Here is a 16,153-nt window from a genome sequence, read left to right as displayed (position 1 = left end):
ATGAAGATATATGAAGACTAAAAAAAAAGGTGTTGCTGAATCGAGGGATGAATTTGGATGTAGAGACGTTGCAATGCAACGTCTCTACAAGGATTTTGAAATAACGCAAAATTATTTTTCATCCCGGAATCAGCAGCGCCAAAAAAAGAAGCTGAAAAATCCCATAGCTCTAACAATGAAATTATCCTCAAAAGTCGAATTATAGATATTTAATTATTTTTTCAGATTTCAGCAAATTAAATCTCGCATTTAACAAAACTTTTTTCACCCAACCACTAATGCTATTTCCTGAGAATGAAAGCCAACGTCTAGAAGTACTTAATCAATATCGAATTTTAGATACACCACCAGAAGAAGTTTTTGATGAACTAGCTCAACTAGCTGCTAACTTTTGTGAAACACCAATCGCTCTCATTAGCTTAGTTGATGCCGAACGAGAATGGTTCAAGTCAAAAATCGGAGTAACGATATCGGAAGTTTCTCGAAGCATTTCCTTTGGTAGTTATACTATCTTGCAAAGTCAAATATTAATTATCCCCGACACTTTGCAAGATGAACGGTTTGCGAAAAATCCCTTTGTCACATCAAATAATTATTTCCGCTTCTATGCGGGTGTTCCTCTAATTACTTCAAGCTGCATTGCATTAGGTAGTCTTTGTGTAATTGATTTTGCACCGCGAAACTTGAATGTTAAAGAGCAAGTAGCTTTGCAACAATTGGCTCGACAAGTAATCAGACATTTAGAGTCACATAGGCAAAAACTTATTGACGATAGCCAAAGAAGTTTTAATCTCTTTTTCTCTAAAAATCCTAACCCAATGTGGGTATATAACCAGAATAATCTGCAATTTTTAGATGTAAATGAAGCTGCTGTTATCCATTACGGCTACTCACGAGAAAAGTTCTTACAAATGCGAATAACTGACATTCGTCCTCTAAAAGATGTGCCTATATTACGGGAATATTTAGGACAAAATTACCCTAACTTACACTTTGCTGGACAATGGCAACATCAGCGAAAAGATGGGCAGATTATTGATGTTGAAATTTTCACGCATCCAATAGATTATAGCAGTTATAATGCTCGTTTGGTTAATATACGAGACATCACAGAACACAAACAAATAGAAAAAACTCTTCAGGAAAGTGAAGCTAGATTTCGAGTCATTTCTGAAGCTATTCCTGTTCCGTTCATTATTTCGCGTGTCTCTGATGGGTTGATTTTATACGCTAATCCAGAGTCACTTCAAACATTTCAGTTTTCTCCAGAGTATTTAGTTAATCGCAAAAATATATTAGATTTATATCATAATTTCACAGATTTAGAAGCCCTGTTAAAAGCTCTTAATCAAGATGGCTTTATTCATAATTATGAACTTCAATTAAAAAGAGCCGATGGAACTTTTTTTTGGGCGATCGCTTCCCTTCAATATTTAAATTATAACAACGAATCAGCAATATTGACAGTATTTAATGATATTAATGACCGCAAAAATGCTGAAACAAAACTTCAAGGACAAAATGAGTTTTTGCGGATAATTTTTGAGAGTATACCGTTGATGATTGCCCTCATTGATGCCAATGGCAAACTCCAGTGGGTCAACCAAGAATGGGAAAATGTTCTCGGTTGGAAATTTCAAGACTTCCAAACTCGTGATGTCTTGGAAGTGTTATATCCTAATGCTGAATATCGACAGTATGTAATTAATTTTATGCAGTCTGCACAACGCAATTGGGGTGACTTTAAAACTCAAGTGTGCGCTGGTCGTTTACTGGATACGTCTTGGACTAATGTTTACCTTTCAAATGGTCAAATTATCGGTATTGGACAAGATATCACTGAACGGAAGCGAACTGAACTAGCTCTAAAAGCCCAAGCCGAGCGGGAGCAATTAATGCGAACTGTTGCTCAACGGATTCGTCAATCTTTGAATCTCCACGATATTCTGAATGCAACAGTTGAAGAAGTGCGAGATTTACTTGAAGTTGATCGAGTAGTAGTTTATCAGTTTGACTCAGAGATGATCGGCACAATTATGGCGGAATCGGTGGAACCTCGATGGACAGCTTCTTTGGGTGTAGAGATTCATGATACTTGTTTTCAAACAGGCGCAGGAGTGGAGTATTATCAGGGACGCAAACGTGCGATCGCTAATATTTATGAAGCTGGACTAACTGATTGCCATATTCGCCTGTTAGAACGGTTTGAGGTGAAAGCAAATTTAGTTGTACCAATTTTACTAGAAGTCAGCTCTCAAAACCCTGGCTTTCACCTTTGGGGTTTATTGATTGCTCACCAATGCTCTGGTTTCCGCCAGTGGGAAGAAAATCAATTAGATTTGCTCGATCAACTGACAGTCCAATTAGCGATCGCAATTCAACAATCCAGCATCTTTGAGCAAGCTCAAACTGAACTTGTTCAAAGACAAAAAGCTCAAGTGAAATTAAAAAATGCCTTAGCTGAAAAAGAAGTTCTCTTAAAGGAAGTTCATCATCGAGTTAAAAATAATTTGCAAATTGTCTCCAGTTTATTACAACTTCAGTCTCAAACACTCAAAGATCCAGAAGTCATCAAAGTTCTTCGAGAAAGTCAAAACCGAATTGAGTCAATATCTCTCATTCATAAAAATTTGTATACCTCCGCTAATATTGGACAAATTGATGTTGGTGACTATATCCATAATTTAGCAGCAAGCTTGCTAATTTCCTATCAAATATGGCCTGGTAGAATCGCTCTCAAAACTGATATAGAACCATTGAGTTTGAATGTTGACCAAGCTATGGCCTGTGGATTGGTTATTAATGAATTAATCTCTAATGCCCTCAAACACGCCTTTCTCAATCAACAACTAGGTACAATTAGTATTACTCTACGTAATCTTGACAATAATATCGAGATGACTATTGGAGACAATGGCATTGGTTTACCAGATAATTTAGATTGGAGAAATACTGATTCTTTGGGTCTGTCGTTAGTACATGATTTGGTTACAGAACAACTGGAAGGTGACATAACTCTAGAACGCAATCATGGAACAGTATTCAAAATCCAATTCACGCAGTTAACTTTGCATCAGTAAATATCAAATGGCTCAAGCTAAGATTTTAGTCGTTGAAGATGAAGTGATTGTGGCTAGAACTATTGCTAGCCAACTTAGTAAACTAGGATATATTGTTACGGGTACAGCTTCATCTGGAAAAGTTGCCATTGCCAAGGCATCGGAAACTCAACCAGAACTAGTATTAATGGATATTATTCTTAAAGGTGAGATGGACGGTATTGCTACCGCCAGTAAGATTCGTCAGCAGTTAGATGTACCTGTAATTTATTTAACCGCTTATGGTGACGATCATACTTTAGAAAGAGCCAAAATTACCCAACCTTTCGGATACATCGTTAAACCATTTACTACAAAAGATTTAAGAATAGCGATCGAGATCGGTCTGTTAAAACACCAGTTAGAACGTGAACTGCGGGAAAATCGAGATCAGTTAGCAACCCTTTTAAACTCCATGAGTGATGCTGTAATCGCTACTAATGAGCAGGCAACAGTAACATTTATGAATCCCGCAGCTGAGGCGCTGACTGGCTGGCAGCAAAAAGATGCTTTAGGAAATGAAGCAACAAAGATTTTTCACATTGTCGATGAAGTTACAGAGACTACATTAGAAAACCCGGTGACAAAAGTGCTGCGAGAGCAACAGGTTGTTTATTTAGGGGAATTCACATCTCTAATTACAAAAAACGGCAAAAGAGTTCCAATTGGTGATAGTGCTTCACCAATAAAGCGACTACCTGACCAGATAAATGGTGTAGTAGTTGTTTTCTGGGATCTTAGCGAACGACGGCAAACAAAGTTGCTAGAACAAGCATTGGAGAAGGAGCAAGAACTTAACCGTCTCAAATCCTTATTTATCTCTACCGTATCTCATGAGTTCCGTAATCCTCTGACTGTTATTCAAACATCAGTAGAACTCATAGAAATGCAAGGAGCAAATTTGACAGATGCAAAAAGAGGCATCTATTTAAAGCGAATTCAAGGTGCTGTGCGCTCTCTAGAAAAACTCATGGAAGAGGTGCTGTTTATGGGTCGAGCGGAGGCAGAAAAACTCATATACAACCCTGTTAGCCTTCACTTAGAGCAATTCTGTCGAGAGTTAATCGAAGATTTTTCTATTGTTAAAAATAGCGCGTGTGAAATTGTTTTTACCTGTCATAGCGATCGCACAACTGCTGTAATGGACGAAGGACTATTACATTACCTATTTGAAAATCTCGTCTCAAACGCGGTTAAATATTCTCCAAGAGGTGGCAAAATTCAGTTTGATTTAATCTGCGACCCGATTGAGAAAGTAGCAATTTTTTATATTCAAGATCAAGGTATGGGTATTCCCGAATCAGACCAAGATAAACTTTTTGAATCATTCTACCGAGCCTCAAATGTCGAATCAATTAAGGGTACTGGATTGGGGTTAGTAATTGTTAAAAGGTGCGTTGATGCTCATGGGGGGCAAATCACTGTCACAAGTCAAGTTGGAGTCGGTACTACATTTACAGTAACTTTGCCCTTAAATTCGGAATTATCCTTGACTGAAGATTCCGAATTATGAATTATTCTTCAACTCACATCCTGATTTTTGTTACCAAGTTGGGTTTGGTAGTGCCGCCATTTTTGCTGCTGACGCGCTCTTTTTTCTTCGGTGAGGCTATCGAAACAATAGAGACAAGAGATACCTTGCTCATACTTGTCAGATACCTTATCTTCCTCAGAAATCGGACGCCCACAACAGAAGCACCGCTCACAACGACCTTCCTCCAACCCATGACTGACAGTTACCCGATCGTCAAAGACAAAACATTCCCCTTCCCATAAACTTTCTTGGGCTGGAACTTCCTCCAAATACTTGAGAATGCCGCCTTTAAGATGGTAAACTTCTGCAAAGCCTTGAGCAAGCATAAAAGATGAGGCTTTTTCACAGCGAATGCCGCCCGTACAAAACAGAGCAACCTTTTTGTGTTTAGTTGGGTCGAGGTGGTGTAGCACATAATCGGGAAATTCGCGGAATGATTCAGTTTGGGGATTTTCTGCACCGTGGAAAGTACCGATATTCACCTCATAATCATTCCGGGTGTCAATCACGGTTACTTCTGGATCAGAAATTAAATCATTCCATTCCTGGGGATTGACATAAGTGCCAACTCGCTCGGTTGGGTCAATCTCCGGCAACCCTAAAGTGACAATTTCTTGCTTCAACCGGACTTTCATCCGCTCAAAGGGCGGGGTTTCGGTATAGGACTCTTTGTGTTCTAGGTCTACTAGACGGGGGTCAGAACGCAAAAACCAGAGAACGGAGTCAATAGCCTGACGCGATCCAGCAATTGTACCGTTAATCCCTTCTTGTGCTAGCAAAATTGTCCCCTTGACACCTTGCCTTTGACAGTAAGACAGCAGAGGTTCTAGTTTATCGGCAAAATCTGGCAGCTTAACAAATTTATACAGTGCTGCGATGACCTGGATATTTTCTGGTTTCATCCCTTTGAGAATAGAACAATATAAGTTACAATAGGAATGGCAATGACAAGTAAATTTACCTGCTATTTTAATTTTATGGGGGTTTAGCTCAGTTGGTAGAGCGCCTGCTTTGCAAGCAGGATGTCAGCGGTTCGAGTCCGCTAACCTCCATTAAAAATCTTTTATATCATGTCCGTTTGATTACTTATTAAACTCTAAGAACCCCACCCCGCCAAAGCTATGCTTTGTCTCCCCTCCCCGCAAGCGGGGAGGGGATTAAGGGGAGCCAGTGCGGTCTTCTCCCTTGGCGCTAGCCTCTCCCTTTGGGAGAAGGGGAGACGCTAAAAGCGATAGCGTAGCGTTAGCGAGTCCGCGTTCGCTTTTAGCGTCTCGTAGAGAGCGTCTGGGGTCTCCCCAAGTGGAGCATCTGGCGTGTGGGGTGCAATGACTGTGGGAATCATAACTAATTATTCGGACATGATATCATTGAAACGTGCGATACCTGGGTTTGGCTACGCCTATGCAAATATAATGTACATCAAAACCCCATCCCTTTATAGGGAGTCCCCAGAGGGTTAACAAGCAGCTAAAGTTTGCGATCGCGGATAACAAAGCCGCTTTTTTCGTATAGATGTCCAATAATTTGATCAATCCAGTCCTTGACTCTATACCCAAACAATGGGGACATACTCTATTAGATAAATTCCGTTGTTTACAATCGTGTATGTGTCAAAAAATATCAAGATCATCGATTAGTTGATCGCCAAAATTTTTGGAAGCGTTAATTTATATACGCAAATTAAAAAACGCTTGGGAGTGTTGCCGTGTTTCCACCCCAGGCGTTTTTTATTCTTAACTTGCTCCTCACACACTATTCAACAATATCACTGCTTCTATCAAAAGGCAAGTATATTGAATGAAACTTTTTAAAACTGGACAACCAATCTAATTTTTGACAAATTAAAAAGCGCTTGGGAGTGTTGCCGTGTTTCCACCCCAGGCGCTTTTTATTTTTAACTTGCTCCTCACACACGACTAAACCATATCACCGCTTCTATCAAAGGGCAAGTATATTGAGTGACACTTTCAAAACTGCACACCTTACGGTTAAATATTTTAGTGTAAAAAGTGACGTACACCAGTTAAGACCATCACTAAACCCAGTTGGTTAGCAGCAATGATAGAATCTTTATCGTGCAAACTTCCCCCCGGTTGGACAATGGCTGTAATTCCTGCGGCTGCGGCTGTTCTGACTGAATCATCAAAGGGGAAGAATCCATCGCTGGCGAGAATTGCGCCTTTGGCTTTTTCTCCAGCTTGTTCTAGGGCAATTTTAACTGAGCCGACGCGGTTCATTTGACCACTACCTACTCCTAGTGTAGTGCGATCGCTTGTCACAACAATGGCATTAGATTTAACGTGTTTGCAAACTTTCCACGCAAATAGCAATTCGGCTAATTCGCCCTCGGTAGGTTGACGTTCGGTGACTATTTGCCATTTACTAGTGTCTGCAATCACGTCATCGCTAGCTTGGACAAGGAAACCACCTGCGATCGCCTTCACTGTTTCCTTAGAGCTACTGCTGAAATCTGGTAAAATCAAAACTCGCACGTTAGATTTTTTGGCTAAGATTTCTTGAGCTTCGGCATCACAACTTGGTGCAACCACACATTCTAAAAATGTTTTGGTTAACTCGCTGGCCGTAGCCGCATCAATGGGACGGTTGAGTGCAACAATACCACCAAAGGCAGAAATAGAATCAGCGTTGAAAGCTTTTTGGTACGCTTGGGAAATAGTGCTTCCCAGTGCAGTACCAGAGGGATTTGTATGTTTGATAATCGTTGCGGCTGGGGTATCTGTGAATTCAACAATAATTCGGCGTGCGGCTTCTAAATCAACTAAATTATTGTAACTAAGTTCTTTACCTTGCAGTTTGGTGGCGGCTGTCCATCCCGTTGGGGTAGTACCAGTTTGATACCAGGTGGCGGGTTGATGGGGGTTTTCGCCGTAACGCAGAGATTGTAATTGTGTGCCCCTAAGGGTGTAATGCTGTGAGTCTGCGAGGTAAGATGCGATCGCTTGATCGTAGCTAGCAGTGTGCGAAAATCCTTTTAATGCCGCCTTTTGCCGAAACTCTAAGGATGCTTGGCCGTTATTTTGGCGCAATTCTTGCAAATATTCGTCATATTGTGCCGGATCGCATAATACAGCGAGATGGGCAAAGTTTTTCGATGATGCCCGTAGCATCGCCGGTCCACCGATATCAATTTGCTCAACCGCTTGGGATAATGTCACCCCTGGTTTAGCAATAGTTTCCTCAAAAGGATATAGATTCACCACTACTAAATCAATCGGGCGAATTTGGTTATTTTCTAAATCTGTAATATCTTGGGGAACATCTCGCCGTGCCAAAATTCCGCCATGAATCCGGGGATGCAGTGTTTTAACTCGACCACCTAAAATCTCTGGTGAAGCTGTATAATCTGCAACTTTGGTAACTGGGAGTCCAGCATCTTTGATTGCTTGGGCTGTTCCCCCACTGCTGATTAAATCAAAGTTAAATTCTTCAACCAAGCTACGGGCTAGGTCAATTAAACCAGTTTTGTTAGATACACTGAGCAGGGCTAGACGCGCCATTGATCAATTCCTTAAAAGTAGGCCAGAAGCAAAGGATCTCAAGTTTTACATAAGCTTTGGCTCACTTCAAGACTTTTGGCGATCATTCACACATCCGGTAGCGGTGTCAAAAGGTTTATAGAAAGCGGCGGGAAACTCCATCCCCTCCCTACGGGACGCTGCGCGAACACGGGTGGAGAGGGATAGCCGCCCCGCCGCTTTAGTCATTGGTCATTGGTCAATACGGTTCGGTTAAGGCAAGAGACGCGATAAATCGCCGTCTCTACAAAGGACTGATTATTGTCAAGAAGGCGATTTATCGCGTCTTTGCGATTAGCGGCGTGTCATCAAAAAACCTTATCCGAACCGTATTGGGTCATTGGTACTAATGACTAATACTTCGGCTCTGCTCAGTACAAGTGACTAATGACTAATGACTAATACTTCGGCTCCGCTCAGTACAAGTGACTAATGACTAATGACTCCACCCACAAGGGGATGGAGTTTTTTATTTTGACGCATTTATTGACCTCCCTACCATCCACATCTGGATTCACAAAATATTATTATTGGGATAGGTTCATGCTTGTATTACTCATGTAATATCTCTGAACCCGGTTTTCTGCGCGAATGCTACTCATACCCAATAACATTTAGACCACACCAGGACTTACGCACACTCTACGATTCTTGGCTTTCTTGGCGTCTTCTCTACGAGACGCGAAGCGCGAAGGCGGTTCGAGAAATTAAGCTTTTTGGCGATTTTTGCGTAAGTCCTAAATACCTTAAACAAGGGGCTTAAGCCCTTTGTCTCGGCTGTAGCAACTGAAATAGCAAATTTAGTCTTGATAATTTTGGAGTTTTACCCCGATTTATCGAGCTGTGAATGAATAAGTCTTTAAGCTAAGTAATTGGTTATAAGCGCTCTTGGTCAGTAGGAAGTGGTCAATTTGACCCACTACTGACTACTTTTGAGTTGTCATTGAAGACTTCAATAATTATGTTGATTTACACTCAGTTACTTATCTTTATTTTTTATACACATCTCAAAAATTATGCGAATCATACATATTTTAAACCACGTTCAAGAAATAGGTAACGGGATTGTGAATGTGGCTGTGGATCTAGCTTGTCTACAGGCCAAATCTGGTTATGAGGTGGCGGTTGTTTCTGCTGGTGGTGAATACGAGAGGTTACTAGACATTTGTGGTGTCAAACACTACCAACTAGACCAAAGCCGGAAACCGATTAGTATGATCAAAGCAGCTATGCATTACCGAGCGATCGCAGCTGAATTTCAGCCGGATATTGTTCATGCCCACATGATGACGGGAGTAATACTAGCACGTATTTTTAAAGGACACAAGTATGCTTTAGTTTCTACGGTACACAACGAATTTCAACGTGCTAGCCTGCTGATGGGTTTAGCTGACAGGGTAATTGCCGTCAGTAAGGCGGTGCGAGATTCTATGGCAAGGCGTGGTATCCCAGAAAACAAGTTGCGGGTAGTATGCAATGGAACTTTGGGCAGTCCCCGCACTCGACAAATACAAGATTATCAACCTTTACCATTACAGCGTCCAGCGATCGCCACCGTAGCCGGGATGTATCAACGCAAGGGAATCACTGAGTTAATCGCTGCCTTTGAAAAAATTTCCTCAGATTTTCCCCAAGCGCATCTTTATTTGGTAGGAAATGGTCCTGATAAACAGCTATTTGAGGCACAAGCACAAGCAACTTCTGTAAAAGAACGCATTCATTTTGAAGGCTTCCAGCCGCAACCTCAGCGCTATCTCATATCTTGTGACATATTTGTGCTGGCTTCCCACCGCGATCCTTGCCCTCTCGTGCTTTCAGAAGCTAGGGAAGCGGGAAATGCGATCGTTGGTACTCAGGTAGATGGGATTCCTGAAGCTTTGGACAATGGGCAAGCTGGTCTTTTAGTGCCAGTAAAAGATAGTAATGCTTTGGCTGGGGTCTTAGTGCAATTACTGAGTAATACCGAGATGCTGCACGAATGGAAACAACGGGCAAATAAAAATCTAGAACGGCTGAGTGTTGCTCGCGTCCATCAGGAAACCTTGGTAGTATATCGTGAGTTAATTTCAGAATGAGGGTATTGGGTATTGGGTATTGGGCATTGGTTATTAATTCTTGTCCCTCACTCCCTCACTCCCTCACCTCCCCCTGCTCCCCCTGCTCCCCCTGCTCCCCAGTCTCCAGTTCACCCCTCAAGTAACTGACGTGCAAGAGCGATCGCCTCTGTTGGTGTTGAAACTTTTCCCTCAGCTTGTGCTACGCCAATTTCTCTTAACAATTCGCCGATGATTGGTGAAGCTGGAATATTTAATGCTACAATCAAATCCTTCCCGCTCACTAGGGGAATGGGATGAGCGACGAGATCATCAGGGTTCAAGTAGCGGTTGATCAAAGATGCCCAAACAGGGAAGCGCCTTTCTTTAGTTTCCTCTGTTATAGCGAGTGGTGTATGTAGTGGTTTGTCACCAGACATCGCCTCTACGAAATTATCAACTGCTACAGCTAGCACTGCCGTAGTGGGAAAGACAATATCTGCGTCATGGAATAAAAAGTATTGTTCTCGCAAAGACATATCGACTACTTGAAACTGCGGTAATAGTTTCAGAGCAGTGGTTACACCTCTGATTTCGGCACGACTATAAGTTAGTTCCTGTAGCTCTATTTCTGCTAATTCGGGATTTTGGTTGACTAGACTTGCTAGTTTGGCAATACCTAGCCAAGTGGTTTTGATGCGATCGCGGACATATTCTTGCAGTTGTGCCCCTAGTTGTTGCCAATTTTCTGTGAGTAAGGCAGCTGCATTGTCAACTGCTGCTAATTTGAGCAAGCTTTCACGGGTGGCATTTTTGAAGAAAGGGGCAAGTAAACCATCTTCCCAAGCACTTGTAATCCAGGGAGTACCTTGAGAATTTGCTAATAGATAGCCAATTTCTACCCTAACTCGTTCGGCAGCAACTTTGCTGATATGTGATGCCAAAGAACGAATTGCGGCTTGGGTCGCTGGCTCAAGAGTAAAACCTAATTGGGCAGCTTGGCGATAACCTCGCATTAACCGCAAAGGATCATCTTCTAGATTAGCAGGTGATACCATTCGCAAAATGCCCTGTTGTAAGTCTAGACAACCTTGCAGAGGATCGATAATTTCTTGAGTATAGGGATTATAGGCGATCGCATTTACTGTAAAATCCCGTCTGTGCAAATCAACTTCTAAGCTATTTCCTTCCTGTTGGGCAAAGTCTGCTGTGGCGTGGGGAAAAACCACACGGGCAATTTGTCGTTTGGCATCAAGTAACACAAAACCAGCTTTGTAATGATGAGCGATCGCTCTCGCTACCTTTACCGCCTGAGATGGGATAACAAAATCTAGATCCAGATATTCACGAGTTCTGCCAAGAATGGCATCTCGGACAGCACCACCTACCATGTAAGCGGGTTCTGGCAGAAATTCCAAGCTAAAAGGCCAATTTTCGGCAGCTAAAGTAGAAGGAACTGATTCATCCATTGTAATAAAAATCAACCCATCAACTCATGAATAACAGCTGGGCTTAAGTTAGATTAGCAATAAAGGCGTCTGGAGTTGGTTCTATTATGTGTATTTGCGTGAACTGCCACTATGTAGACAGCTGTTTTACCTATCATGCCGTAGAAGGGCAGCACCAACAGCCTCACTTGACTGAAACACCAAATTTTGATCCGAATGAACCTTCTATCAATGTCAACATTCGGACTAAAGATGATGTAATTGAAATGGAATGGGATGTTGTTGGTTGTCTGAGCTTTAAGCAAGAAACGGGTAAGTGGTCGAAGTTGCGTCCTGGTGAATTAGTGCCGACTTGAAAAATCAAGAGTAATATGTTATACTTATGCCGATTAACGTAAAGCGGAAGTTCCCACCAGAAGACTCTTAGTAGGGTGGGGATAGGGAGCGGGGGATGAGGATTACATCTGGAATTGATTTTTTACTTGGTAAAGACAAATTCTGGATGGATGACGAATAGCCAGGATTTTATAGTAGAATATTTACTTTCTTGACCATCAATGCCATAAGCGAAAACCAAGCTAATAGGTATATGTTGCAAGACAAAGATTTGGGTCTTGGGAACCAGGACTCCTGACAATAGGAGGGAATGTAAGACCAATAGAACTACGGAGTTCTGGAGGCTATTCCCGATGAATTGGGAGAGCTACGTCCGTCTTACAGCGGGGTAGTTCGCTAACAGAACCTTGACAATTCAATCCCAAGTTTTCTAGTGAAAGCAAAAGTATTTATTTTGATTTTGCACACGTAAGTTTTTCGCGGGGGTATAGCGATCGCTCAAACCCTGATTCTTTCGTTGACCCCCTCGACAAGCTGCTGTGTAAGCGTTTGAGCGGATGTACTGTTAGATTTTTGTCAATAATTTAGGCTTATTGACAAATAAATTAGACCCCCTCGAAAACGACCTTTCAAAACCAGTCACAGTAAGGGTTGTAGAAGGGTGGGGTTTTCTAATCACTTTCCCCTCACGGGGATGGAAACGTCTCTACTAGCTCTCTTAGTCTTTTTAGTTCCGCTTTTGTTTTCTAATCACTTTCCCCTCACGGGGATGGAAACTTCATAAGTCCTGACGGCTATTCCCATTTTTTCTTGAAAAGTTTTCTAATCACTTTCCCCTCACGGGGATGGAAACTGATAGACATAAAATTGATCCTTTGTTTCTGCAAGTAAAGTTTTCTAATCACTTTCCCCTCACGGGGATGGAAACTAACATTTAAAACGTAATCTAGATATGTAAGTGGATTTGAGTTTTCTAATCACTTTCCCCTCACGGGGATGGAAACCCTGACTCCGGTTTTTTATTTATAATCTCAAATATGCTATAGTTTTCTAATCACTTTCCCCTCACGGGGATGGAAACACAACTCTTTCTTCTCATCTTCACTAGTTGTACTAGAAGTTTTCTAATCACTTTCCCCTCACGGGGATGGAAACTTCTCGGTTCTTTGGCTGTGGTTACTCAACCCGTGTTAAGTTTTCTAATCACTTTCCCCTCACGGGGATGGAAACTCTTCAGGTGTGAAAGTTCTTGAGGTGTCAGGTTTACCCGCAGTTTTCCAATCACTTATCCCTCACGGGGATGGAAACAGCTTTTGGTCAAAGAACCGTTTAACCTCTCCTGTCTGGGGCTTTTCAATCACTTCCCCTCACCGGGATGGAAACTTAAGACTGATAGGCATCAGCCATTCCTACATTAACCTTGGCTTAATCTTCGCTTAAAAATAGCTTAATGATTAGGCATAGATAATGAAAAAGTGAAAAAAATACAATGTCCATAAGTAAATATTGTATCTAGTAGGAATACTGATATGCTCAAAAGAAATCTCTTTCTGTTCTTGTTAGCATCATTTTTTATTGCCCCCGCCGCCAACGCAGAGGTTAAGCTGATTGCAGTTGGGAGCCTGAGTGGTAACATTAGCGACCTTTCCAAAAAAACCTCCGCTCCGCTCGAAAATGGGGTTGCGGGAAACCTCCTTGGCGGTATTGGGTCAGGAATCGCCTACGCTGGCCGTAACACCTTCATCGCTATCCCTGATCGAGGCCCCAATGCCAAGGCATACAATAGCGCTGTGGATGACACAACATCCTATATTAACCGCTTCCAAACCATCACTGTGAAACTCGAACCAAGCAAATCTGGTTCAGTGTTACCCTTTACTCTTACTCCTTCTCTAGTTGACACGACTCTGCTATACAGCAATAAACCTCTAGACTACGGTACTGGGGTAGGACTAGGAGTGCCTAACGGTGCCCCTGCACTGAATGCCAAGAATACCTACTATTTCACTGGACGCTCAGACAACTTTGACCCCAGTCAGATATCGACCTATTCCAATGATGCCCGCTTCGATCCTGAAGGCGTGCGTGTATCCAATGATGGTGAGTCCATCTTTATCTCCGATGAATACGGCCCTTATGTGTACCAATTTGACCGCAAGACAGGTAAGCGCATCAAGGTATTTACACTCGACAGCAAGTTCGCAGTCAAGAATCTAAATCCCGTTGGTGCAATAGAAATTAGCGGTAACACATCTGGACGTGTTGCAAACAAGGGTATGGAAGGTCTCGCAATTACCCCTAATGGCAAAACCCTAGTCGGCATACTGCAAAGTCCCCTGATCCAAGACGGCGGTACTAATGGCGCTTACACCAGAATTGTTAAGATCGACATTGCAACAGGCACCACCAAAGAGTATGCCTATAAGCTAGATAATATCGGCACACCAGAAAAACCGAAATACCCGACAGTAAGTGAGATTTTGTCCATCAGCGATCGCGAATTCCTAGTAGACGAACGAGATGGCAAAGGGTTGGGCGACGGCTCTCAGGCTGCCTTCAAGAAGATATACCGTATCGATCTGACCAATGCTCCCGAAGTAAGCAAGATCACCGGAGAAACTAACCTTGCTGGTAAAGAAGTTAGTAAGACCCTCTTCCTTGATGTAGTAGCTACGCTCACTCAGAATGGAATCAAAGCAGAGGACATACCTGCCAAGCTTGAAGGTTTGGCTTTTGGGCCAGATGTAGTTATTAACCACGCGATCAAGCATACGCTCTTCATCAGCAACGATAACGACTTCGTTGGTACTATAACGTCGGATGCTTTACATCCAGCAGGTATCGACAACCCAAACAAGTTCTTCGTCTTCGCAATTGACACTACTGACATCCCAGGCTTCGTACCCCAGAAGATTGAAGGAGAGGATGAATATCCGGGGTTCGGGGGAAGAAAATGGTAGAAGTTGCAAAATGGAAAGATGAAGTTTTCTAAATGCAACTCTCACCAAACAATTAAGAACGGCGATCTTTAGGGCAGATAGTGCTGCAAGTGCAATGTCTCGCCATTGGTGTCAACTTAACGTGAAAGCCAGCCTAGAACAAGCTTCTTAGAGATGATCTCGTTCCCAGTCAGAGACTGGGAATGCCCGTCGTTGGGGCTGCCGCCTCAAGACTGGCGGCAGCAGCCCAATGAGATGCATTTCTAGCCTCTGGCTGGAAACGAGGTTTTAAAGGGGTTTTATCTTAACTTGACACCTATGGTGTCTCGCCCGCCCAAGTCATAGGGCGCTCATGTTGCCCACCCCACAAGAGTTAGTTGGATATTATTTTCTTTGTAAGTCCCTAAGAACCGCTATGTTATATGCTTGAATAAATCACGTTAACTCTATAAAAATAGATATTTTAAGTAACTTTGACAACGGAACTAGAAGACCTGGCAATAAATAAATACGCCTTAGCACTACACACCACCACACCCGAATTGGGTTTGGCAATTAGTGATTTTGCTGGTGAAGCTCGCTCTCAAGTTTGGAATTTGGGGCGTGATTTATCTAGCTTAGTGCATCAATATTTAATTGAATTTATCAAACCGCAAACTTGGGCAGATTTGTCGTGGATCGCAGTTGCAAAAGGACCTGGCGGCTTTACGGGAACTCGCATTGGCGTTGTCACTGCTCGCACTTTAGGGCAACAGTTAGATATTCCTGTATTTGCGATTTCAACTTTGGCTGCGGTTGCTTGGTCAGAAGTAGGTAAAAGTCAAAATTCAAAAACTATTGCTGTGGAAATGCCAGCACAACGAGGTCAAATTTTTGCTGCTATTTATCAGTTTGAGTCAGATGCTTCTAAACTAAAAGTGTGTTTGTCAGATAGAGTGTTGACACCAGAAGTATGGCAGGAAACTTTAGCTAATTGGAACACTAATTATCAGCTGATTCAAGCGCAATCTGGGTTAGCAGCGACGGTGACAAGTATTTTGGAACTAGCTAATCTCGATTGGCAAGAGGGCAAATGTCCTAATTGGTCAGAGGCTTTGCCATATTATGGGCAGCATCCAGTACAGGGTGCATAATGCTTGTAAGTTATACAATGACTAATTTACTCATTTTGAGCATGGTTTGAGCATTATGACTAACAGCGCTAAAACACCCAACAATAAGGCTAAGAA

11 protein-coding genes, 1 tRNA gene and 1 CRISPR repeat array are annotated in these 16,153 nt (G+C 42.3%); of the genes, 8 read left to right on the top strand and 4 right to left on the bottom strand.

Features of this window, described 5'->3' with window-relative positions; genetic code table 11:
- Window positions 1-10: 10 nt before the first annotated feature.
- The 3 genes from V7K97_RS29945 to V7K97_RS29935 all read left to right on the top strand — a co-directional run bounded on the left by V7K97_RS29945 (window position 11) and on the right by V7K97_RS29935 (window position 4,611).
- Window positions 11-205 (top strand): hypothetical protein, encoded by a 195-nt coding sequence (locus tag V7K97_RS29945; protein WP_334804610.1) that lies wholly within the window; start codon window positions 11-13, stop codon window positions 203-205.
- A 73-nt stretch (window positions 206-278) separates the two neighbouring features.
- Window positions 279-3,080: a PAS domain S-box protein gene (locus tag V7K97_RS29940; RefSeq protein ID WP_334804608.1), complete on the top strand. Its 2,802-nt coding sequence runs from the start codon at window positions 279-281 to the stop codon at window positions 3,078-3,080.
- Window positions 3,081-3,087: 7 nt separating this feature from the next.
- On the top strand, window positions 3,088-4,611 hold the full coding sequence (locus V7K97_RS29935) for a hybrid sensor histidine kinase/response regulator (RefSeq protein WP_334804607.1): 1,524 nt from the start codon (window positions 3,088-3,090) through the stop codon (window positions 4,609-4,611).
- A gap of 8 nt (window positions 4,612-4,619) precedes the next feature.
- On the opposite strand, the gene trhO is transcribed toward V7K97_RS29935, so the two are convergent.
- Window positions 4,620-5,534 carry an oxygen-dependent tRNA uridine(34) hydroxylase TrhO gene (trhO, locus tag V7K97_RS29930; protein WP_334804606.1) on the bottom strand — a complete coding sequence of 305 codons (915 nt, stop codon included), beginning with the start codon at window positions 5,532-5,534 and terminating at the stop codon, window positions 4,620-4,622.
- Between the two features lie 77 nt (window positions 5,535-5,611).
- Between trhO and V7K97_RS29925 the strand changes: the two genes are divergently transcribed.
- Window positions 5,612-5,684, top strand: a tRNA-Ala gene (locus V7K97_RS29925).
- Window positions 5,685-6,629: 945 nt separating this feature from the next.
- On the opposite strand, the gene purH is transcribed toward V7K97_RS29925, so the two are convergent.
- Both purH and V7K97_RS29915 read right to left on the bottom strand, forming a co-directional pair.
- Window positions 6,630-8,150 carry a bifunctional phosphoribosylaminoimidazolecarboxamide formyltransferase/IMP cyclohydrolase gene (purH, locus tag V7K97_RS29920; RefSeq protein WP_334804605.1) on the bottom strand — a complete coding sequence of 507 codons (1,521 nt, stop codon included), beginning with the start codon at window positions 8,148-8,150 and terminating at the stop codon, window positions 6,630-6,632.
- 66 nt (window positions 8,151-8,216) lie between these two features.
- Window positions 8,217-8,357, bottom strand: a complete 141-nt coding sequence (locus tag V7K97_RS29915) for a hypothetical protein (protein ID WP_334804604.1) — start codon at window positions 8,355-8,357, stop codon at window positions 8,217-8,219.
- A gap of 827 nt (window positions 8,358-9,184) precedes the next feature.
- On the opposite strand from V7K97_RS29915, the gene V7K97_RS29910 reads away from it, so the two are divergent.
- Entirely contained in the window at window positions 9,185-10,243 is a 1,059-nt protein-coding gene (locus V7K97_RS29910) for a glycosyltransferase family 4 protein (protein ID WP_334804603.1), read from the top strand.
- Between the two features lie 110 nt (window positions 10,244-10,353).
- Here the strand turns inward: V7K97_RS29910 and V7K97_RS29905 are convergent, their stop codons facing one another.
- Window positions 10,354-11,670, bottom strand: a complete 1,317-nt coding sequence (locus V7K97_RS29905) for a CCA tRNA nucleotidyltransferase (protein WP_334804602.1) — start codon at window positions 11,668-11,670, stop codon at window positions 10,354-10,356.
- Window positions 11,671-11,756: 86 nt separating this feature from the next.
- Between V7K97_RS29905 and V7K97_RS29900 the strand changes: the two genes are divergently transcribed.
- The 3 genes from V7K97_RS29900 (at window position 11,757) to tsaB (ending at window position 16,057) form a co-directional block, all read left to right on the top strand.
- Window positions 11,757-12,005, top strand: coding sequence for a Ycf34 family protein (locus V7K97_RS29900; RefSeq protein WP_334804601.1), 249 nt, complete (start codon window positions 11,757-11,759; stop codon window positions 12,003-12,005).
- 645 nt (window positions 12,006-12,650) lie between these two features.
- Window positions 12,651-13,293: direct repeats of the CRISPR family, unit length 37 nt; unit sequence AGTTTTCTAATCACTTTCCCCTCACGGGGATGGAAAC.
- 221 nt (window positions 13,294-13,514) lie between these two features.
- On the top strand, window positions 13,515-14,945 hold the full coding sequence (locus tag V7K97_RS29895; protein WP_334804600.1) for an esterase-like activity of phytase family protein: 1,431 nt from the start codon (window positions 13,515-13,517) through the stop codon (window positions 14,943-14,945).
- 452 nt (window positions 14,946-15,397) lie between these two features.
- On the top strand, window positions 15,398-16,057 hold the full coding sequence (gene tsaB, locus V7K97_RS29890) for a tRNA (adenosine(37)-N6)-threonylcarbamoyltransferase complex dimerization subunit type 1 TsaB (protein ID WP_334804599.1): 660 nt from the start codon (window positions 15,398-15,400) through the stop codon (window positions 16,055-16,057).
- The last annotated feature ends 96 nt before the right edge of the window (window positions 16,058-16,153 follow it).

Source organism: Nostoc sp., from assembly GCF_036917815.1.
GTDB lineage: Bacteria > Cyanobacteriota > Cyanobacteriia > Cyanobacteriales > Nostocaceae > Nostoc.
The sequence above is the reverse complement of the archived record's forward strand: the minus strand, read 5'-3'. Positions and strand labels throughout refer to the sequence as shown.

What these genes read in the sequence shown, in the direction of transcription:
- V7K97_RS29945 (WP_334804610.1), top strand. Translation starts at nt 11, where the DNA reads ATGAAGACTAAAAAAAAAGGTGTTGCTGAATCGAGGGATGAATTTGGA.
- V7K97_RS29940 (WP_334804608.1), top strand. Translation starts at nt 279, where the DNA reads ATGCTATTTCCTGAGAATGAAAGCCAACGTCTAGAAGTACTTAATCAA.
- V7K97_RS29935 (WP_334804607.1), top strand. Translation starts at nt 3,088, where the DNA reads ATGGCTCAAGCTAAGATTTTAGTCGTTGAAGATGAAGTGATTGTGGCT.
- trhO (WP_334804606.1), bottom strand. Translation starts at nt 5,534, where the DNA reads ATGAAACCAGAAAATATCCAGGTCATCGCAGCACTGTATAAATTTGTT.
- purH (WP_334804605.1), bottom strand. Translation starts at nt 8,150, where the DNA reads ATGGCGCGTCTAGCCCTGCTCAGTGTATCTAACAAAACTGGTTTAATT.
- V7K97_RS29915 (WP_334804604.1), bottom strand. Translation starts at nt 8,357, where the DNA reads ATGACTAAAGCGGCGGGGCGGCTATCCCTCTCCACCCGTGTTCGCGCA.
- V7K97_RS29910 (WP_334804603.1), top strand. Translation starts at nt 9,185, where the DNA reads ATGCGAATCATACATATTTTAAACCACGTTCAAGAAATAGGTAACGGG.
- V7K97_RS29905 (WP_334804602.1), bottom strand. Translation starts at nt 11,670, where the DNA reads ATGGATGAATCAGTTCCTTCTACTTTAGCTGCCGAAAATTGGCCTTTT.
- V7K97_RS29900 (WP_334804601.1), top strand. Translation starts at nt 11,757, where the DNA reads ATGTGTATTTGCGTGAACTGCCACTATGTAGACAGCTGTTTTACCTAT.
- V7K97_RS29895 (WP_334804600.1), top strand. Translation starts at nt 13,515, where the DNA reads ATGCTCAAAAGAAATCTCTTTCTGTTCTTGTTAGCATCATTTTTTATT.